The organism is Hyphococcus sp., assembly GCF_041986965.1.
Lineage (GTDB): Bacteria > Pseudomonadota > Alphaproteobacteria > Caulobacterales > Parvularculaceae > Hyphococcus.
Genome location: NZ_JBHIXB010000001.1, coordinates 1,259,487 through 1,277,979, shown reverse-complemented (window position 1 = coordinate 1,277,979; position 18,493 = coordinate 1,259,487). Strand labels below are relative to the sequence as shown.

Here is an 18,493-nt window from a genome sequence, read left to right as displayed (position 1 = left end):
CTGGAAGACTATCGGCCTCATTCAAAAAAAGGCCAATCGAAACCCATTTTATATTAATTTTTGGCGCGAGCGTCTAAATGCACTTTTACGCTACGTCATTTCTATTGACGAAAAACGCAAGCGTCAAGCCCGTCACGGCGCACCTGATCCATCCGTGAACGGATGGTATAGCTTCTGGAACGCACATAGGGGCCCGGCGGGTCAACGCGCCATTTATGCGGGTTCGGCAGGACGCTGGCCAGCAGCGCCGCTTCATGAGGCGTCAGGTCTTTGGCGCTCTTGCCGAACCGCGCCTGCGCCGCCGCCTCGGCACCGAAATGGCCATCGCCCCATTCGGCGATATTGAGATAGACTTCCATGATCCGGCGCTTCGGCCAGAAGCTCTCGATCAGCACGGTCATCCACGCCTCACCGCCCTTGCGCACCCAGCCGCCGCCGTTCCACAAGAAGGCGTTTTTCGCAGTCTGTTGCGAAATCGTCGAAGCCCCGCGCAGGCGTTTGCCGTTTTTGGATTCCTCCAGCGCTTTGTCGATCGCTTCAAAGTCGATGCCCTTGTGAAGACAAAACCGCGTGTCCTCCGCGGCGATCACCGCCCTGACAAGATGCGGCGAAATTTGCTCCAGCGGCGTCCAGGGATGCGTAATCGCCTCGCCGCTCAGCTTTCGCTCCATCATGACTAGCGTTCCCGGCGGCGCGCTAACCGCATAAAGCCCGGCCCATAGGACCGACCCGCCGATAAGGACAGCGCCGCAACCCGCGAGAACAGCCACCGCCTTTTTAAAGCGCGATGCCTGTTTCTTTTTCTTCGTTCTTTTCCTGCGCCGCGGCTTTCGCCGTTTCGGCGCAATAAGATCGGCCATCTAAAAACCCCGGACAAACAAAAGGGGCGGCGCGGCGGCCGCCCCCTTCCCGTAAAATGGCCAACAGGACCTATTTAATCAAGCGCAGCACCACCGCCGAAACGACCCAGCCCACGAGGAGATGCGAGGCGTCGATCATCATCATGGTCGAGTCATGCGCCGGCCCGTAAAGATAGGCGTACATGGCGAAAGGCAGCGCGAGGAAAAACCACAACACGACCGCCGTCATCGCCCCGGCCATGGGACTGACGTCGCCCTTCCACTTCATGACGAGGCCGAGCCCGATCACCTGCAGAATGGTGATAAGAAAACCGCCAGCCATCCAGATGTCGAATGCGCCGCTCCCTTCATCGGTGGCGATCCCCATGGACTCCATATAGGCGTCCATGAACAGGATGCCGTACCAGAGCCACCCCACCAGGAAGAACGCAACCGACGCCACAATCACTGCGACAATATTCAAACCGAGAATTTTGGGCATAGCACCCTCCCTCTGTTGGTCTCAGAGGAGTTTACCGTGCAGCGCCGGAACCCGGCAATGGCGAATTCGTCCGTGCGCCGCACAATTCAATGCTGCGTCTGCGAATGATCCGGATGCGGTTTAATTAGGAAAAATGCCGAAACTGCGAAAGCGCTCCACATAAGGCCCGTAATCCGTAGGCTGTTCATCGCAGAGGAGATCGTCCTTCTCGAACTTGATCCAGCCTTGCGCGCTTTTTACCCAGATATGCCCGGCAGGCCGCACCCAGGACGTGTCGTCGAATGTGCCTGCGCGAAGGCTTAAGAAAGGCGCGCCGCCCTCCTGGCCGTTTGCGATGCGGCTGCCGCAATCTTTGCAGTAATAGCCGTAGCGCGGGTTGCCGGCGTCGGATGTCCATGTCGTCTTGCCGGGCTTGCCTTTTGTGAACTTAAACGCGGCTTCCGGAATGATCGTAGACAATACGAATGCGCTGCCGGTCTGTTTCTGACAATTCGTGCAGTGACAGGCGTAAAGCGTCATCGGCGGCGCGGAAAGTTCGTATCGCAACTCGCCACACTGGCATCCGCCTTCGAGGGGAAGCGCGACGGTCATGATTTACGCCGTTTCATAATCAACAACACCGGCGCCTTCGGTGCGCCCTTGCGGACTTTCGAGCCAGGCCTCGCAGCAGGCTTTGGCAAGCGTCCTGACGCGCAGGATATAAGACTGGCGTTCGGTCGCGGAGATGACGCCGCGCGCATCAAGCAGGTTGAAGAGATGCGAGGCCTTGATGCACTGCTCATAGGCGGGCAGCGGATAGGCCTTGCCGTCTTTCTTTCCCGCTTCGATGATCGCCATGCAGTTTTCTTCCGCCTCCTTGAACTGGCGGAAGAGAATTTCGGTGTTCGCGAGTTCGAAATTGTAAGCCGACTGTTCGACTTCGTTCTGATGGAAGACGTCGCCATAGGTGAAAGGCGAGCCGTCTGGCTTTGCGCCGCCATAGACAAGATCGAAACCGTTATCGACGCCTTGCACATACATGGCGAGACGTTCGAGCCCGTAGGTGATTTCGCCTGTCACGGGTTTGCAGTCGAAGCCGCCGACCTGCTGGAAGTAAGTGAACTGCGTCACTTCCATGCCGTCGCACCAGACTTCCCAACCGAGGCCCCAGGCGCCGAGAGTCGGGCTTTCCCAATCGTCTTCGACAAAACGGATATCATGGACAGAGCGGTCGACGCCGATGGCGTCAAGGCTGCCGAGATAAAGCTCCTGGATATTGTCGGGGCTCGGCTTCAAGGCCACCTGAAACTGAAAATAATGCTGGAAGCGGTTTGGGTTGGCGCCATAGCGCCCGTCGGTCGGCCGCCGGCAGGGCTGTACATAAGCCGCATTCCACGGTTTCGGTCCGAGGGAGCGCAGCGTCGTCGCCGGGTGAAACGTCCCCGCCCCCATCTCCATATCGTAAGGCTGAAGAATGACGCAGCCATTATCCGCCCAGTAGGTCTGGAGCGTCAGAATGAGGTCCTGAAAGGTCTGTTTTTTCTGGTCTGTCATAGCGCGGCGGACGCTATGCGGCGACGCAGCGCCGGTCAAGCATTTGGTTCCGGGGGTGGCCGGGACTGCTGTTTGTAGCGTGCGGTTGACCAATAATAGATCGGCAGACCGGCAATGAGCAGCACAGCGCCCCACAACAGCGTACTGATCCCGGCGCCGGCCATGGCGATGATGGAGTAAACAAGCGCCGCAAGCGCGATGATGAGCCAGCCCCGCGCAGACCGCCAGTCCGCTTTGATTTCGGCAAGCGCCGACAACACATAAGGCGCGAGCGTAGCAAGCGTCGACATGGCGATCATGAAAGTGAAGGCCGCAACCAGGCCATCCGTGTAATTCATCAGGAGCACCACCGTGCCGATCACACCTGTAACGATCAATGCGTCCGCAGGCGCCGCGCCGGTGTTTTTCCTGGCGAGAAATTTCGGCGCAAATCCGTCCCGCGCCGTCGCCATCGCGGTCTGGGCGCCGATAAAGACACAGCCATTGAGCGAGCCCGCGGTCGAGATGAGTGCGCCTACGGCGATGACGATGGCGCCTGCAGGTCCCAATATCCGCGCCGCATCCGCAAAAGGCGCTTCGGAAACAGCAAGATCTTCCACTGGCAGAATTAGCATCACCGCGGCTGTCGAGGCGACATACAGCACGGCAACGCAAATCGTTGCGGACGCGATCGCCCGTGGGATCGTCCGCTTGGCGTCGATAACATCTTCCGCCGCGACGACACCGGCCTCAATACCGATAAACGCCCACATGGTGAGCAGCGCCGTAGCCGCAAGCCCCTTTATGAACGGCTCGCCTGTCGGATTAAACGGAGGAATATTTTCAAGAGCGCCGAAGAAAACCCCGAGACCGATGACAAGAAGCAGCGGCGCAATTTTCAGGATCGTCATGACGAGCTGCGCTTTGGCCGCCGCTTCAACGCCGCGAATATTGATCGCCGTGATCATCCAAACCAGGGCTACGGCGACAAACGCCTGCGCAACCGAATTGCCCGCAAGCGCTGGAAAAATGGCGCCGGCATAGCCTGCAAACGCGACAGCGATAGCCGCCGTTGCAAAGACAATGCTCAGCCAATAGCTCCACCCCATCAAAAACCCGGCGACATCGCCAAAGGCGTCGCGCGCATAGACATAAAAACCGCCGCTTTTATGGGTGCGGCTGGCGAGACGCCCGAGCGTCAACGCAATGCAAATCGCTCCGGCGGTCGTGAACAGCCACCCGATAAAACTTATGGAGCCGTAGGCCGCCAATACAGCCGGCAACAGAAAGATGCCCGACCCGATCATCACGCCGGCGGACATTGACCAGACTTGCCAGAATCCCATGGAAGGCGGGCGGACCCCTTCGCCCGATTGATCAGAGGACTGATTCATCTATGGAGCTTGGCCCGCGCATCATGCGCCTGTCAATCGCCAAGACCTACTCGCAGAAACCAGCACGGTTAAATCAGGCGCGCCGCCAGCGGAGAGACATGCAGGATAGCCCCGCATCAATCTTGCCGATCTCGGATGTTTTCAAAGGAACAATTTTATATCCAAGACCGTCAAGACGCTCGATCGTGCTCGGAAAATCCGCACCGACCATCACGACATCATTGACTCGCAAGGCGTTCGCCGCGGCTCCCTCCCCTTCCGGGACGATCACCGTTGCAAAATCATCAAAGACGCCTGAATGCGCGAGACGCTCTGTCACCAAAATGGTTTCATCATCAAGAAGCGAGCAATCTGTCTTGAAATGCAGGACGCCCTCGGGCGTTTCAACGATTCGGCTTTCAAGCCCGAGGCTGGACAGACAGGCTTGCAGCGCCTGCGCGCCCGCAAGATCAGTACGGTTCGATAAACCGATCATCACGCCTTGCGGCGTCAACAAGATATCACCGCCATCGGCGAAACCGGGCGCCGGCAATTCCAGCACCGTCTCAAACTTTTCTTTCAGGACGGGCGCAAGTTCCGCAGCTTCACCGGCCCGGCTTTCGGCGCCCGGCCGCAAGACAATCGCCCCTTGCGCAAAGACAAGCGCCGGGTCTTCGACAAAAACGCAATCCGGAAACGCCTCCAGCGGCGGCAGGACCTCAACGTCAACGCCCGCTGACCGCATAGCCGCAATATAAGCGTCGTGCTCTGCGACGACGCCTTCATAGGTGGGGTCGCCGCTGTTATGGGCGCGCAGCCCCTTGACCACGGACTTCGCCGGACGGCGAACGATGGCGGCGTCGAACACATATGCTGGCCGGTCGCCGCTCATCGCATCGCTCATCCCTATGCGCCCTACATCTTCACTTCGGTTTTCTTGAAGCCTTCAAGGCCCTGCACCCGCTCGTTCCAGGCGCAAACATTTTTGTAATCGGCAAGCGGCAGGCCCATGGCGTCAGCATGGGTGAGGCCCGCCCCGGCGGCGAAATCAGCGAGCGTCGGCGCGTCGCCCACAAGCCAGTCCTTGCCTTCGAGCGCGCCGTTCAGATAGGCGGCCTCGCGCGCGAATTTCAGCAAGGTCGCTTCGACCACCGCCTCATCCGTGTCGCCAAGGCCGAGCATGCCTTTAACAATGCGCTCAAACTGGATTGGCTGATAGGCGGGCGTCCAATGGGCGACATCCCAGAACAAAAATTGATTGACGAGGCCGCGCTCCTTGGGGTCTTCCGGGTACAGATCATTCTTCGTCTTGGAGCAAAGATAGATCATGATGGCGTTCGATTCACAAATCCGGAAACCGTCATCATCGAGCAAGGGAATGCGCCCCGCAGGATGCAGGTCCTTGAACGCCGGATCGTTGGGCGCCAGCGGCGGGTTTTCGACATCGAGCCCGAGGTGATGCGCGACCGCGAGCGGCTTTCTGACATTCTGTGAAAACGGAACGCCGATAATTTTTATGGGATTAGCCATGGGGGTCTCTCCTTTTCATGGAGAGGGGACGCTATGGGCGGGTCCAGGAACGGTCAAGACGCGAAGGCAGGGTTCACGAAGCTGTTACGGAAATCCAGCCCGATCAAAGCTCGCGCATGGCGGCGACAATACGGGTCGATTCTTCCATTGGCGGCGGCGCGTCGAGCGCATTTTGAAAATAGCGGCGCGCAACGCTTTTCTCGCCTGCTTCAAGCGCAATCAGCGCGCGCCCCACATAAGCTTCGTAATTGTCTGGCGTGTATTCAAGAATGCGCGCCAGCGTTGCATCCGCCGTTTCAGATTTGCCGGCGGCGGCTTCGCAAAGGCCGACATCGACCATGGCGCCAAGAGCCCAGGGATCGCTCTGGAGCGTCGCGCGCGCCGAGGCGCAATAGCCGGGCGTCAGCTTCTTGCCGAGAAGCCCCTCAACCTGTGCGGCATAATCGAATTTTTGCGGCGCGGGCGCAGGCAAAGGCCGCTCCTCGCGAATGACGGGCCGGGCCGTCTCCACCGGTTTTTGCACGGGCTGAACGCTGGCGAGTCGCGCTGGTTGCGGCGGCGCCAGTCTTTCAGGGGGAGCAAGCGCTGCAAACCTTGAAAGACGATCCGGCGCGCTTTCGCGCAGGGTGGGTTTCGGGGCAACCCTGGCTGGCGCCGGGTTCACTTCCGCCTTGGAAGCAAGGCTCGGCGTCGACAACGCCGCCTGCTGCGCCACCGCATCAGCATAAAAGAGATCGACGCAGGTCGCCGAGCGCCCGGAAATCACACAGGACTTCGTGTTGGCGTATTCTAAAATCCGCCGGGACGCGACATTGAGGAGACTCCCCTCCGCATCCGGGACCATGGTGAAGCCTGCAATATTGTGGCTGCGCGTCGACAGATCGAGGCTCATCTCGGCCGTGACGCCGCGCAGGAAGAAAACACCGTCGCCGCGCTTTTCAAGGCTGCAAGGACCGTCGCAGATCAACGCGATGCGCGTCTGCAGGTCCTTTTCGCCGACCTGCACGTCTTCCAGCCCCTGGCCCGGGGCGGCCTGCGCCGCGCCGAACGCCCCGGACGCTATGAGCGGGACGCAGAGCGCGAGGGCGAAAATCCCTGCGGCGATAGCGGTGTTTCGGAACATGAGCGGTACGTCTTGCAGCGCGCGAGTGAAAACAGTCGGTTGACCGCTCCTTGTCCACAGAGTCGGGGCATCCGGTCAATGAGGGCGAATCAGCGGGCGAAAGCCCGCCCATAACAAAACGGGCGCCCCGAAAGGCGCCCGTTTCACCTGATTTTCCAAATCCTAGTATTGGCGATAGACGCGGCGGCTGCCCGGCTTGATATAGCCATAGCCCCAGGCGTCGTAGCACAGCAGCGCCACTTCTTCGTATCGCCGCCCGCGGCGATAGAAAGTCTGGGAGACAACATCGCAATTGCCGATGTAATCCCAGGAATAAAGATCCCAGCCAAAGCTCACATAGAGCCAGCCAAACGGATCATATCCCTTGTGGTAGTGGAAGATGTTGTGATGCGAACACCAGTAGCCGTGTCCCCGGCGCGGCCCGTGTCCATGACGGTAATATTTGCCGCCATAACGCACTGACGGATGCCGGTAGGAGCCGTGACGGCGCTGATGATAACGGCGCGCATCCCGGCGGCCGTCACGATAGGCGCGGCGTGAGCCGCCGCGGTCGCTGTAACGTTGATCGCGCCTTCCATCGCGGTAGCCGTCCCGTCGGCCATCGCGATACTTGCGGCCGCTGTCGCGACGCCCGTCACGATATCCATCCCGGCGGCCATCGCGATAGCCATCCCTACGCCCGTCGCGCACACGGTCCCTGCCACCGTCGCGACGCCCATCACGCACTCCGTCCCGGCGACCATCTCGCCTACCATCACGGGCTCCATCGCGACGACCGGAATTATCCGCGACCCGGCGCTGGCCGGATTGACGACGTTCCTGACCGTTGGCGCCGGTGCGGCGCTGATCATTATTCCCGGCGGCGCGGCGCCGGGTGTCGTTATCAGCGGCGCGGCGCGTACCGCCATTATTGCCGGCCCGCCTTTCGCCGCTACGGCGTTCACTCGCTCCCGTAGCCCGGCGTTGCTGCGCGGTGCGTTGGCCGTCGCTGCGCTGGCGCGGCGGTCCGCTGCGGGAGCGGTCTTTTTGTCTGTATTCTTCGCGCCCTTCGCTGCGTTGAACGCGCTGTCTTTCACGCGGAGTCTGGCTTCGCGGCCTGTCTCCACGAGAACGCTCACCGCGAGCGCGATCGCCACGCGACCGTTCTCCGCCGCGCCGGTCCGACCGCTGGCCGCGATCACGCTCATCGAGCATAGCGAGCTTTATCGGCGCCGAAGCAGCGCCGGCCGATAACATGGTTACATTCTGATTTGCGGATGCGGGCGCCGCCACAGCGAGTCCCACGGCCGTAATCGCCGCGATCGCCGCAGCCTTGAAAACCGAAAACGGTTTGATTTCCATCCAGGGCATTCGCCTCTCCTTTGGAAAGCGAGCCCCCTTAGCGCCCATCGTCACTTTGCGTGACGAACAACATTGCGTCAACGTAAAGTTCGTCACAGTACTGCGATTAACTGCTTGAAATAAGGCGGAAACACGGCAATCGTGACGTAATTAAGGCGCAAGCGCTGCGTGTGCGGATGAATGTGGCGGCAATGCGGCGGGAACGACATTGGGAAAAATAACCTCACCAGAGATGAGTGCAAAAAAAACCTTTCTCGAATTCTTCGCAGGCGGCGGCATGGCGCGAATCGGTCTCGGACCCGCGTGGCGATGCCTGCTCGCCAACGATATCGATGCCGCGAAATGCGCCTCTTATCGCGCCAATTTCGGCGGCGATCATCTTGTCGAAGGCGATATCGCCGCGATCAACGTCGAGGATCTGCCGCGTCAGGCTGTCGATCTCGTCTGGGGATCGTTTCCATGTCAGGACCTGTCGCTCGCCGGCGCGCGCGGCGGCATGAACGCCAGACGGTCCGGCGCCTTTTTCCCTTTCTGGTCGCTCATCGAAGGGCTGGCCGCGACCGGCCGCGCGCCGCGCATCATCGCCATTGAAAATGTCGCCGGTTTGCTGACGTCAAATGGCGGGCGTGACTTCGCCTGCGTCGCCGATCTGATGGCGCAAGCCGGATACGCCGTCACGGCCGCGGTGCTCGACGCCCGGCATTTCACACCCCAATCGCGGCCGCGGCTTTTCATTTTGGGATTCGCCAACGGCCTGAGGCCGCCGGAAGCGTCTGCGCCCCTGTCGGAGGAAACGGCGCCGCCAGCGCTTGCCGCCGCCCAGGCGCTGCTTTCAACATCAGCGCAATCGCGCTGGTTCTGGCTCGGCGCCGCGCCGCACCTGTCACGCAATATACGCCTTTCCCACATCGTCGACTGGGACGCGCCTGACTGGCATGAGCCGGAACAGACGCAAAAGCTCATTGCCATGATGGCGCCGCATCAGCGGGCGCGCATCGATAATATCATCAGAAACGGCGCCCGGCGCGCAGGCGCAGCCTTCCGCCGGACGCGCACTGAAAACGGCGAAACGGTGCAGCGCGTTGAAGCGCGTTTCGACGGGCTCGCGGGGTGTCTCAGGACACCCGCCGGGGGATCCTCGCGCCAGATCATTTTCGCGATCGAGAACGGCGCCGTCCGCTCGCGCCTTTTATCACCGCGCGAAGCGGCCCGGCTCATGGGGCTTCCCGAAGACTACATCCTTCCGCAAAGCGCCAACGCCGCGCTTAAACTATGTGGCGATGGCGTCGCCGTTCCGGTGGTGCGCTGGCTTGCTGATACGGTTTTCGAACCCGCTCTTACCGGCGCTAAAGCGCGCAAGGCCGCCTAGAACATAAAAGTATAAAAAAAGGCCGGCGTTTCGCCGGCCTTTTTCAAATTATTGAGCTAAGGCTCAAACTGAGGCCTTGCGGCGTGAACGGCGCCAGAGAACAAAAAGGCCCGTCGCCATGAGCGGGATCGCGCCGGGAACCGGCACTTCGCTGCCGATGATCTCGCGGCCGATCTTGGTCAACACGGCGGACGCAAAATCTTCAAATGTGTTGGCGACAACGAGGAAACCGCCGGCGCCGCCGACGATATTGGCCATATAAAAGTCCTGCAAGCTCGTGCTGGTGCCGATGACAAGCCCGTTAATGGCGTCAACGCCGCCAGCAAGCGCGGCGTCCCGCGCAGCAGCCGTATCGCTCGCGGTTCCGGTTCCGTCGCCGGAAACATCCATCACGAGGCGGGAGCCTTCATAACCGTTGTCGTTGAACAGCGGCGCGCCATAATTGATGGCGTCATCCGGTTGCGTGCCGCCCGTGAAAGGCCGGGCCGCAGCAGCGACCGCATCCGCAAAAGCATTGGCAGACGTCCCGTCGCTGATCAGCGCCCAATCGACGCCAATCTGTTGCGAAGAGGCGCTCGACCAGTAAATCAGCTGAACGGCGATCGAACCGATCGTTCCGTTTTCAATCGCGGAAATGATGCCCGCGTCGCGGAACGCGGCCTCATAACCATCCTGCTGAAGGGTGAATTCGCCGCTGTCGATCGAACCGGAAACATCGACCAGAAGCTGAAGCTCCAGATCCACCGGCACAGCGTGGCCAGGCGTGGCGACCACAGACATCGCCGCAGCCGACATGGCCGCTACTAAGTGCTTGAAATTCATGGTACTCCCCCAATATTGCATTGCACTATCGTTAACCATAACGAAAATATCAGTACGCTCAAGCGTCGGCCGGAATTTTGTCGGGGCCAATTGAACGGGCAAACCGTGGGAACAGACACTTTTAACAAGAAAAAACGCTCCGAGATCATGCGCGCCGTCAAAAGCCGCGACACCAAGCCGGAAATCACCCTGCGAAAACAACTTTTCGCCCTCGGTCTGCGCTATCGCCTCAATGTCAAAGACCTGCCGGGCAAGCCGGACCTCGTTTTCCCCAGGCACAAAACCGTCGTCTTCGTTCACGGCTGTTTCTGGCACGGACATCACTGCAAGCGTGGAAACCGCCAGCCGAAACAGAACGCGGAATACTGGAAAGATAAAATCGCGCGCAACAAGGCGCGCGACAAAAAGAATGCGAAGGCGCTCGAAAAGCTTGGCTGGCGGGTCATCACTGTCTGGGAATGCGAGCTGAAAACGCTCGACCCGGCGAAGCTGCCGATCAAGCAAGATTGAGCGGAACCGGCTCGCCGCCAGGACTGTTTGCGACTAGATAACAATCGAAAGCCCGCACCCGGAGGCGCTTCAATGTCAGGCGAAACCATCGACATCCAGCATGAACGGCAAGGCGAAAAAGGCCGCTACTGGGCGCTCGCCGGCAATGGCGAGGCGGAGCTGACCTATCGAATGCGCGGCGACGTCATGGTGATTGATCACACCTTCACCCCGCCGGAAGCGCGCGGGAAAAACATCGCCCGTCAGCTTGTGGAGCGCGCCGTCGAGGAGGCGCGCGAAACCGGCCTCAAGATCGATCCCGTTTGCCCCTATGTGGCGAAGCTGTTTCAGCGGCGCCCGGAATGGGCGCCGCTGAAAGCCCCAACCTAACTCGCCTTTTGCGTCTCGACCCACTCGTCGACGCGGCGCTCAAGAATGTCGAGGGGCAGCGCGCCGCCGCCCAGCACTGTGTCATGGAAGCCTCGGATATCGAACTTGTCGCCAAGCTCGGCCTTGGCGGCTTCGCGCAACTCCAAAATCTTCAGCATACCGATTTTATAGGCCGTCGCCTGGCCCGGCCAGACGATGTAGCGCTGAACTTCCGAGCGGATCTGCCCTTCAGCCGCCGGAGAGTTTTCCATGAAATACTGAACGCCCTCTTCTTCGGTCCAGCCTTTGTAGTGAAAGCCGGTGTCAAGAACGAGGCGGATGGCGCGCCAGATTTCCGTCGTCAGGCGCCCGAAGTCGGAATAGGGATCTTCATAGGCGCCCATTTCCTTGGCGAGGAGCTCCGAATACAGACCCCACCCTTCCGAATAAGCCGTGAACCCTGCCTGGGTGCGGAATGTCGGCACACTGGTCAGCTCCTGCGCGATCGATATCTGCATGTGGTGGCCGGGATTGCCCTCGTGATAGGCGATCACTTCGAGCTGCGGGATCGGCATCATGCTCATGTCAGAAAGATGCGCGTAATAAACGCCGGGGCGTGAGCCGTCAGGCGTTCCCGGGAAGTAGTGTTGCGCGGCGCCGTCCTGTTCACGGAACGGTTCGACCCGCTTCACAACAAGATCCGCCTTCGGCAGGATGCCGAAATATTCCGGTAATTTTTCACCGATGAAATCGAGGTGCTCCGTCGCCGCATCGATATAGGCTTGCCGCCCCTCATCCGTGTTCGGGTAGTAGAACTGCGGATCGTCGCGCACAAACACGAAAAATTCCTGCAGCGTGCCGTCGAAGCCAACCTGTTCCTTGATCGCCTCCATCTCGCCCTTGATGCGCGCAACCTCGGAAAGACCAAGCTGGTGGACTTCTTCAGGCGTCATGTCTGTCGTGGTCGACGCCGCCAAACGGTCTGCATAGTATGCCGCGCCATTCGGGTTTTTGCCGACCCCTGTGGCGACTTCATCGGCGTTGACTTTGTCTTCCTCAAACCAGTCTATGAGTTCCTGATAGGCCGGAGCCCATTCTTCGATCAACGCTGTGCGGGCCGCTGCTTCCAATTCATCAGCCTTCGCCTGATCGATCTCACCGGCATCGAGAAGCGCAGCGATTTTCCCTTTGGCGTCGGCCCAGACCGGACTGTCGCCCTCGCCTTCGAACGGCGCGCCGGTGATCAGCGCACGCGATTGTTCCAGGACGCCTTCATAGGCGAAAAGCGGCGGACGCGAGCCCGCCTCGGCGTTCAGTTTCGCCGACTCCAAAAGCTGGCCCAGCGCGCGGGCGCCGCCGCCGATCCGCGTAATATAAGCCTCCATATCGGACGGCTCTTCAACCTTGTGGAAGGCGATCAGGAACTGCGCGAGGAAGGCCTGGGGGCCCTGCATCTGTGTGAACACATAGTCATTGCGGCGAAATTTATCGGCTGAGGCCGCGCGCTCATATTGATAAATCCAGACGTCGTAAGATGTCTGCGCTTCGGGCGTCAGCTTCGCCCGGTCGAAATTCGCCTTCAGCTCCTCAACAGTTTGACGTTGCCATTCGAGCCTTTCGTCCTGCGCTTCTTCAGAAAGATCATCAATCTTGTCGTAGTCTTTCTTGTCCCCAAGAAAAGTGCGCTGGATTGGACTGAAATCGAGTTCTTCTTCAAATTTGGCGTCGAACCATTCATTGAGCCGCGCGGTCTCCGCAGCAATCTCTTCCGTGCTTGGCGCGGTTCCCGCTTCGGCTGAAACCGCTGCACCTGCTGCCGGCTCTTTTACGGCGGTCTGTTCGCCGCATCCGGCGAGCATCGCCGCACTCATCAATAACGCAATCGTCAAACGCATCTGGCGCCCCTTTTTCCATTCTGCGGGAGAAAGCCACCCGCAATTCGGGCGCATCCTATAGGTTTCGCGCCCGACGGCAATCGCCAGAGGCCGAAGCGTCAGGCGGCGGGCTCAGATGACGCAGCTGTGGCAAGCGTCCTATTCGCGATAGGCGGAATGGACGTGGCGTCCGCGTTTTTCAAAACCGAAAACGGCGGCGGCCCCGGGGGTCGACCGCAACAAATCGAAGGTCCGTTCCTGCGCGCCGATATTGTGGCACGATTGCGTGCAACGGCGGACAATCTTGCCGGCGCCGTTCAGAACCTCGAATTCATAGGTGGGCTTACGCATTACTTTCTCCTTACGCTGTACTGACTGAACGGTTCTGCAACAGCGCTCGAAGACGCCTGTTCCATCCGCATCCTGACAGTTTTCATAAAAAGAAAGTCAATCAGCCGGGCGGAAGCAAAAACCGCCCCCCGCTTGGTGCAATGTCATGCGCTTGCCCGGTTAACCAGACCTTAAAAAGCGATGCTGCACTGCATGACAAATCGGTTAGCGACGGCGCGCATTCAAGCGACTCCGGCGCTCTCTAACGCGCCTCTCACGCCTTCGTTCGGCGTGACAACATAGGCCTGCATGCCCGCGCGCCGCGCCGCCGCCGCATTGGCTTCAATATCATCAAAAAACACAATGCCGGAAGCGTCGCCGCCCAGCGCGGCAATCACTTTTTCATAGGCGTGCGTCTCAGGCTTACGGGCGCCAATTTCGTGCGAAAGCAGCGCATGGTCAAACAGCGGCGCAACGCCCAATGCCTCAGCCTGGCGCCAGTGGGGAATATTGATGTTGGAGAAACAGGCGAGCCTGTATTGCCCGCCCAGCGCTTCAATCGTTTCGCGCGCGCCGGGCAGAAAACGCTCGGGCCAGGTTTCGAAATCGGCGATAAAATCTCCGGGCGTCACATCAAGCCCCCAACCCGTCACCGCGTGTTCTGCAAACGCCAAAGGGGACAACTCACCACGCTCAAACTCGTGCAGCGCCGGCGTTATTGACAAGGCCTCGTGGGCCTCGGCGAGGGAAAGGCGTCCATTCGACAACGCCGCAAGCCGCTCGGGGCCGCGATAATCAACCACGACCCCGCCGAGATCAAAAAGAAGCGTGTGGATTTGAGCGCTGATTAAAACGCCTCCGCATCGAGCGCCATCATCGCTTCAGAACCGGATTTGATTTTTGCAAGATGCGCAGACCGTTCGGGAAGAATCCGGTCGACGAAATATTTCGCCGTAATCAGCTTGTTCTTGTAGAAATCATCGCCTGAATCTTTTTTCTCAAGCGCCGCTTTCGCAGAGAGCGCCCACGCATAGGCGAGGCTGGTCAGCGCCGACAGGCAAAGATAATCCATGGAGCTTGCGCCGGCATTGTTCGGATTTTGCATGGCGTTCGCCATGAACCACTGCGTCGCCTCGACAAGATCGGCCTTCACGGCGGCGAGCCCGTCGAGATACGGCTTCAGCTCTTCATTGCCGCCATTGTCTTTCACGAACTCATCGACTTCGGCGAAGAAGGCCATGATCGCGCGCCCGCCGTCTTTCGGCAATTTGCGGCCCACAAGATCAAGCGCCTGAATACCGTTGGCGCCTTCATAGATCATGGCGATGCGCGCATCGCGCACAAACTGCTCCATGCCCCATTCAGCTATATAGCCGTGACCGCCCAGCACCTGTTGCGCGTTGGTGGCGTGCCAGTAGCCTTTTTCGGTGAGATAGGATTTCAGGACCGGCGTCATCAGGCCCATATAATCGTCCGCTTTCTGACGCGTTTCATCATCCTCGGCCTTGGTGTGCAGATCGCCCCAGAGCGCGGACCAGTACATCCAGGCGCGCGCGCCTTCGGTAAAGGCGCGATGATCCATGAGCATGCGGCGCACATCCGGGTGAACGATGATCGGGTCTGCGGGCTTTTCCGGCTCTTTCGCGCCGGTGAGCGCGCGGCCTTGGAGGCGGTCTTTCGCATAGCCGGCGCCGTTCTGATAGGCGACTTCGGAAATCGCCATGCCTTGCAGGCCGACGCCGAGCCGCGCTTCGTTCATCATCGTGAACATGGCGCGAAGGCCCTTGTTTTCTTCGCCGAGGAGATAGCCCGTCGCATCGTCATAGTTGAGAACGCAGGTCGAGTTTGCGTGAATGCCCATCTTCTCTTCGATGGAGCCACACATGACTCCATTGCGATCTCCGAGCGATCCATCCTCATTGATGTGATATTTCGGCACGATGAAAAGCGAGATGCCTTTGACACCTTCCGGGGCGCCTTCAATGCGCGCGAGCACAAGGTGGATGATCTGGTCAGTGAGATCGTGCTCGCCGGCCGAGATAAAAATCTTGGTGCCGGTGATCTTGTAGGAGCCGTCGCCTTGCGGAACGGCCTTCGTGCGCAAGAGCCCCAGATCGGTGCCGCAATGAGGCTCGGTGAGGTTCATGGTCCCGCCCCACTCGCCGGCGATCATGTTGGGGAGATATTTCTGTTTCTGTTCGTCGGTGCCATGAGCGTAGATGGCGTCCGCGGCGCCGCGGGCGAGACCCGGATACATGCCGAACGCCATGTTCGCCGCTGACACCATTTCCGAAACCGCCACCGCGAGAATATAAGGCAGCCCCTGTCCGCCATAGTCAGGGTCGAAGGAAAGCCCCTGCCAGCCGCCCTGCTTGTAAACCTCATAGGCTTCCTTGAACCCCTTGGGCGTCGTCACCGAGCCGTCGTCATGGCGGGTGCAGCCTTCCTTGTCGCCGGAATGGTTGATGGGGTGAAGGACGTTGGACGCCATCTTCGCGCCTTCCTCGAGGATGGCGGAGACGACATCTTCAGAGGCGTCCGCAAAACCGGGCAGGTTCGAATATTTCGAAATCTGCAAGACCTCATTGAGGACAAACTGCATGTCTTTGAGCGGCGCGGTGTAGGTGGTCATGTGTGATCCTTAATCTTCAGTGCGGCCTTGATCAGCCGTTACGGCCCAAGGGGAGCGTTTCAGCGGCCATTTTGCCTGCAAGGCGAGAGAATTTCACCCATGAATGGCAGCGCCCGGGGCCTGACGGCAAGATTTTATTAAGGACTCCAGGGCCCGGCCTTCAAGGCCGGTGCGCATCCACCATAAAAACGCCCGCCGGTTACCCTGCGTAAAGCATTACGTAAGCATAATTGCACCAAAACAGGCGGCTAAAAACGGCCTCCGAACAAGAAAACAAGCCGAAATAAGCATTACGAGGAAACGCCCAGGGAACGCTTGCGCCATGACCAAGCAACGGCAGGCTGAAATCGACCGTCTCACCAGCGACTGCGACGCACTGGCTGCGCTCGTTGACCAGCATCATATGCTGGTCAACGCCGTCCACGCCATGCCGCAGATGTTCTACATCGTGAAAGACGACAAGCTTCTGTTCTGCAACAGACAGCTTGCGGAGTTCTACGATCTGCCGGAAGGCGTCACCGCCGCCGGCACACCCTGGAACGTCATGATGAAGGCCATGCTCGAAACGCATCTGCCGGATCAGGCGACGCTTGTCGACGAAATGAAAGCCGAAACCCTGAGGCAAATCCAGGAAAAGGGAAAGTTTCGCATTTCCTGGGCCCTTGAAGATAATCGCCATCTGCTGATTGAAGCGATTAAAGATCAAGACGACGCCATCATCGTCACCTATTCCGATATTTCTGTTCTCAAGAACGCGCAGCGTAAAGCCGAGGCGGCGGAAAAAGCCAAAGCGGCATTCCTGGCGAATATGAGCCACGAAATCCGCACGCCCATGAACGGCGTGATGGGCATGGCGGAGCTGTTGTGCTCGACGCCGCTCGATGAAACGCAATCCACCTACGCCTCGACAATTTTGAAGTCCGGCGAAGCGCTGTTGACCATCATCAACGACATTCTCGACTTTTCAAAGATCGACGCAGGCCAGCTGAAACTTCATCCGGCGCCGTTCTCCATCGCAGAAGCCGTTGAGGATGTGGCGCTGCTTATTTCCTCCCGCGTTCTTGAAAAAGACCTTGAACTCGCCGTACGCGTTCAACCGGACCTGCCGGCGATGTTTGTCGGCGACGCCGGCCGCCTGCGCCAGATCATCACCAATCTCATGGGCAATGCCGCAAAGTTCACGGATGAGGGGCATATCCTGGCGGACCTCTCGGGCGAACCCGTTGAAGAAGGCTATAAGCTGACTTTTAAAATCGAAGACACAGGCGTCGGCATCCCCGCCGAGAAATGCGCCTCCATCTTCGATAAATTCAGTCAGGTCGATGACTCCGCCACGCGCAAACACGAGGGTACCGGTCTTGGCCTTGCTATTTCCGCGTCGCTTGTTGAACTCATGGGCGGCGAAATCGGCGTCGAGAGCAAGGAAGGCGAAGGCTCGACCTTCTGGTTCGAGATTATTCTTCCCGTTCACGAGGGCGAAGAAAAACCCGCGCTGGCGCCGGTCGATCTTTCCGGCGCGCGTATCGCCGTCATCGACGACAACGCCGTCAACCGGAAAATCCTCAAGGAACAGCTTGCGAGCTGGGGCTTTGACTGCGCTCTTTATAAGAATGCACAGGAAGGCCTTGTCGCGCTTCGAAACGAAGAGACCGGCAAACCCGATCTGTTAATTCTCGATCACCACATGCCCGGCATGACCGGCGCTGATCTCGCCATGGTCTTACGCGCAGATCCCGCCTTCAACGATATGCCGATTGTCATGCTCACTTCGGTGGATGAGGCGGCGGGGGGGGCCGGATTTATGTCCCTCGGCGTCAACGCGCATCTCACCAAACCGGCCCGCGCCACGCGTCTGTTCGAGACCATTGTACGCGTGCTTCATGAAAAGCCCGACACCGAAGAAAACAAGCCGGCAGCGCCCGAGGTGCCGCCGGCGGCCGAGCCAGCATCGCAGACAGCATCACAGGCAACGCTGCCGGAAAGCTCGGGCGGCCTCGACATCCTTGTCGCCGAAGACAATGAAGTGAACCGGCTTGTGCTCACCCATATCCTGAAAGAAACCGGCCTCTCCTATAAAATCGCCCACAACGGCCGCGAGGCGCTGGCGCTCTACGCCGAATGCCAGCCCGCCGTCATTCTCATGGATGTTTCCATGCCGGAAATGAACGGCTTCGAAGCCGCCAAGGCGATTCGCGAGTCGGAGGCCGAATCCGGCCTGCACACACCGATCATCGCCATCACCGCCCACGCCCTCAAGGACGACAAGGAAAAATGCCTCGCCGCGGGCATGGATGACTACGTCTCGAAACCGATCTCGGCCGCCCGCCTCAAGGACCGCATCAACCACTGGATGCGCGTCGCCTCTGAAGCCGCCGCCTGAGCCCGTTT

The 18,493-nt window shown here is 59.5% G+C and carries 18 protein-coding genes; 4 read left to right on the top strand and 14 right to left on the bottom strand.

What is annotated here, in order from left to right:
* Positions 1–101 precede the first annotated feature (101 nt).
* From mtgA to ACFC5L_RS06380, 9 genes are all read right to left on the bottom strand, one after another.
* Entirely contained in the window at positions 102–860 is a 759-nt protein-coding gene (gene mtgA, locus ACFC5L_RS06420; RefSeq protein WP_375201103.1) for a monofunctional biosynthetic peptidoglycan transglycosylase, read from the bottom strand.
* A 70-nt stretch (positions 861–930) separates the two neighbouring features.
* Complete coding sequence (locus ACFC5L_RS06415; protein WP_375201104.1) at positions 931–1,341, bottom strand: DUF1761 domain-containing protein; 411 nt, start codon at positions 1,339–1,341, stop codon at positions 931–933.
* Positions 1,342–1,461: 120 nt separating this feature from the next.
* Entirely contained in the window at positions 1,462–1,932 is a 471-nt protein-coding gene (locus ACFC5L_RS06410; protein ID WP_375201105.1) for a GFA family protein, read from the bottom strand.
* A 3-nt stretch (positions 1,933–1,935) separates the two neighbouring features.
* Positions 1,936–2,874, bottom strand: a complete 939-nt coding sequence (locus ACFC5L_RS06405; protein WP_375201106.1) for a glycine--tRNA ligase subunit alpha — start codon at positions 2,872–2,874, stop codon at positions 1,936–1,938.
* Positions 2,875–2,909: 35 nt separating this feature from the next.
* Positions 2,910–4,199, bottom strand: coding sequence for an APC family permease (locus ACFC5L_RS06400; RefSeq protein WP_375201107.1), 1,290 nt, complete (start codon positions 4,197–4,199; stop codon positions 2,910–2,912).
* 121 nt (positions 4,200–4,320) lie between these two features.
* Entirely contained in the window at positions 4,321–5,130 is an 810-nt protein-coding gene (locus ACFC5L_RS06395) for a dimethylarginine dimethylaminohydrolase family protein (protein ID WP_375201108.1), read from the bottom strand.
* A gap of 11 nt (positions 5,131–5,141) precedes the next feature.
* Positions 5,142–5,756 (bottom strand): glutathione S-transferase family protein, encoded by a 615-nt coding sequence (locus ACFC5L_RS06390; RefSeq protein ID WP_375201109.1) that lies wholly within the window; start codon positions 5,754–5,756, stop codon positions 5,142–5,144.
* A gap of 103 nt (positions 5,757–5,859) precedes the next feature.
* Entirely contained in the window at positions 5,860–6,879 is a 1,020-nt protein-coding gene (locus tag ACFC5L_RS06385; protein ID WP_375201110.1) for a tetratricopeptide repeat protein, read from the bottom strand.
* A gap of 162 nt (positions 6,880–7,041) precedes the next feature.
* The gene (locus ACFC5L_RS06380; RefSeq protein WP_375201111.1) at positions 7,042–8,229 is read right to left on the bottom strand and encodes a hypothetical protein; all 1,188 of its coding nucleotides are present in this window, start codon (positions 8,227–8,229) and stop codon (positions 7,042–7,044) included.
* A 223-nt stretch (positions 8,230–8,452) separates the two neighbouring features.
* Between ACFC5L_RS06380 and ACFC5L_RS06375 the strand changes: the two genes are divergently transcribed.
* On the top strand, positions 8,453–9,589 hold the full coding sequence (locus tag ACFC5L_RS06375) for a DNA cytosine methyltransferase (RefSeq protein ID WP_375201112.1): 1,137 nt from the start codon (positions 8,453–8,455) through the stop codon (positions 9,587–9,589).
* 63 nt (positions 9,590–9,652) lie between these two features.
* Here ACFC5L_RS06375 and ACFC5L_RS06370 read toward each other — a convergent pair whose 3' ends face one another.
* Positions 9,653–10,411: a DUF1194 domain-containing protein gene (locus ACFC5L_RS06370; protein ID WP_375201113.1), complete on the bottom strand. Its 759-nt coding sequence runs from the start codon at positions 10,409–10,411 to the stop codon at positions 9,653–9,655.
* A 105-nt stretch (positions 10,412–10,516) separates the two neighbouring features.
* Between ACFC5L_RS06370 and ACFC5L_RS06365 the strand changes: the two genes are divergently transcribed.
* Both ACFC5L_RS06365 and ACFC5L_RS06360 read left to right on the top strand, forming a co-directional pair.
* Complete coding sequence (locus ACFC5L_RS06365; protein WP_375201114.1) at positions 10,517–10,921, top strand: very short patch repair endonuclease; 405 nt, start codon at positions 10,517–10,519, stop codon at positions 10,919–10,921.
* A gap of 72 nt (positions 10,922–10,993) precedes the next feature.
* Positions 10,994–11,290, top strand: a complete 297-nt coding sequence (locus ACFC5L_RS06360; RefSeq protein WP_375201115.1) for a GNAT family N-acetyltransferase — start codon at positions 10,994–10,996, stop codon at positions 11,288–11,290.
* Here ACFC5L_RS06360 and ACFC5L_RS06355 read toward each other — a convergent pair.
* From ACFC5L_RS06355 to ACFC5L_RS06340, 4 genes are all read right to left on the bottom strand, one after another.
* Entirely contained in the window at positions 11,287–13,164 is a 1,878-nt protein-coding gene (locus tag ACFC5L_RS06355; RefSeq protein WP_375201116.1) for a DUF885 domain-containing protein, read from the bottom strand. The genes ACFC5L_RS06360 and ACFC5L_RS06355 overlap by 4 nt on opposite strands.
* 138 nt (positions 13,165–13,302) lie before the next feature.
* A complete protein-coding gene (locus ACFC5L_RS06350; protein ID WP_375201117.1) occupies positions 13,303–13,494 on the bottom strand; it encodes a hypothetical protein in 192 nt (63 codons plus the stop codon).
* Positions 13,495–13,715: 221 nt separating this feature from the next.
* Positions 13,716–14,309: an HAD family hydrolase gene (locus ACFC5L_RS06345; protein WP_375210744.1), complete on the bottom strand. Its 594-nt coding sequence runs from the start codon at positions 14,307–14,309 to the stop codon at positions 13,716–13,718.
* Positions 14,310–14,320: 11 nt separating this feature from the next.
* Entirely contained in the window at positions 14,321–16,105 is a 1,785-nt protein-coding gene (locus tag ACFC5L_RS06340) for an acyl-CoA dehydrogenase C-terminal domain-containing protein (RefSeq protein WP_375201118.1), read from the bottom strand.
* A gap of 322 nt (positions 16,106–16,427) precedes the next feature.
* On the opposite strand from ACFC5L_RS06340, the gene ACFC5L_RS06335 reads away from it, so the two are divergent.
* A complete protein-coding gene (locus ACFC5L_RS06335) occupies positions 16,428–18,485 on the top strand; it encodes a response regulator (protein ID WP_375201119.1) in 2,058 nt (685 codons plus the stop codon).
* Positions 18,486–18,493 lie beyond the last annotated feature (8 nt).

Coding starts and splice junctions, on each gene's coding strand:
- ACFC5L_RS06415 (WP_375201104.1), bottom strand. CDS start 1,341: ATGCCCAAAATTCTCGGTTTGAATATTGTCGCAGTGATTGTGGCGTCG.
- ACFC5L_RS06340 (WP_375201118.1), bottom strand. CDS start 16,105: ATGACCACCTACACCGCGCCGCTCAAAGACATGCAGTTTGTCCTCAAT.
- mtgA (WP_375201103.1), bottom strand. CDS start 860: ATGGCCGATCTTATTGCGCCGAAACGGCGAAAGCCGCGGCGCAGGAAA.
- ACFC5L_RS06350 (WP_375201117.1), bottom strand. CDS start 13,494: ATGCGTAAGCCCACCTATGAATTCGAGGTTCTGAACGGCGCCGGCAAG.
- ACFC5L_RS06385 (WP_375201110.1), bottom strand. CDS start 6,879: ATGTTCCGAAACACCGCTATCGCCGCAGGGATTTTCGCCCTCGCGCTC.
- ACFC5L_RS06400 (WP_375201107.1), bottom strand. CDS start 4,199: ATGGGATTCTGGCAAGTCTGGTCAATGTCCGCCGGCGTGATGATCGGG.
- ACFC5L_RS06355 (WP_375201116.1), bottom strand. CDS start 13,164: ATGCGTTTGACGATTGCGTTATTGATGAGTGCGGCGATGCTCGCCGGA.
- ACFC5L_RS06390 (WP_375201109.1), bottom strand. CDS start 5,756: ATGGCTAATCCCATAAAAATTATCGGCGTTCCGTTTTCACAGAATGTC.
- ACFC5L_RS06360 (WP_375201115.1), top strand. CDS start 10,994: ATGTCAGGCGAAACCATCGACATCCAGCATGAACGGCAAGGCGAAAAA.
- ACFC5L_RS06335 (WP_375201119.1), top strand. CDS start 16,428: ATGACCAAGCAACGGCAGGCTGAAATCGACCGTCTCACCAGCGACTGC.
- ACFC5L_RS06380 (WP_375201111.1), bottom strand. CDS start 8,229: ATGCCCTGGATGGAAATCAAACCGTTTTCGGTTTTCAAGGCTGCGGCG.
- ACFC5L_RS06375 (WP_375201112.1), top strand. CDS start 8,453: ATGAGTGCAAAAAAAACCTTTCTCGAATTCTTCGCAGGCGGCGGCATG.
- ACFC5L_RS06410 (WP_375201105.1), bottom strand. CDS start 1,932: ATGACCGTCGCGCTTCCCCTCGAAGGCGGATGCCAGTGTGGCGAGTTG.
- ACFC5L_RS06395 (WP_375201108.1), bottom strand. CDS start 5,130: ATGAGCGATGCGATGAGCGGCGACCGGCCAGCATATGTGTTCGACGCC.
- ACFC5L_RS06405 (WP_375201106.1), bottom strand. CDS start 2,874: ATGACAGACCAGAAAAAACAGACCTTTCAGGACCTCATTCTGACGCTC.
- ACFC5L_RS06370 (WP_375201113.1), bottom strand. CDS start 10,411: ATGAATTTCAAGCACTTAGTAGCGGCCATGTCGGCTGCGGCGATGTCT.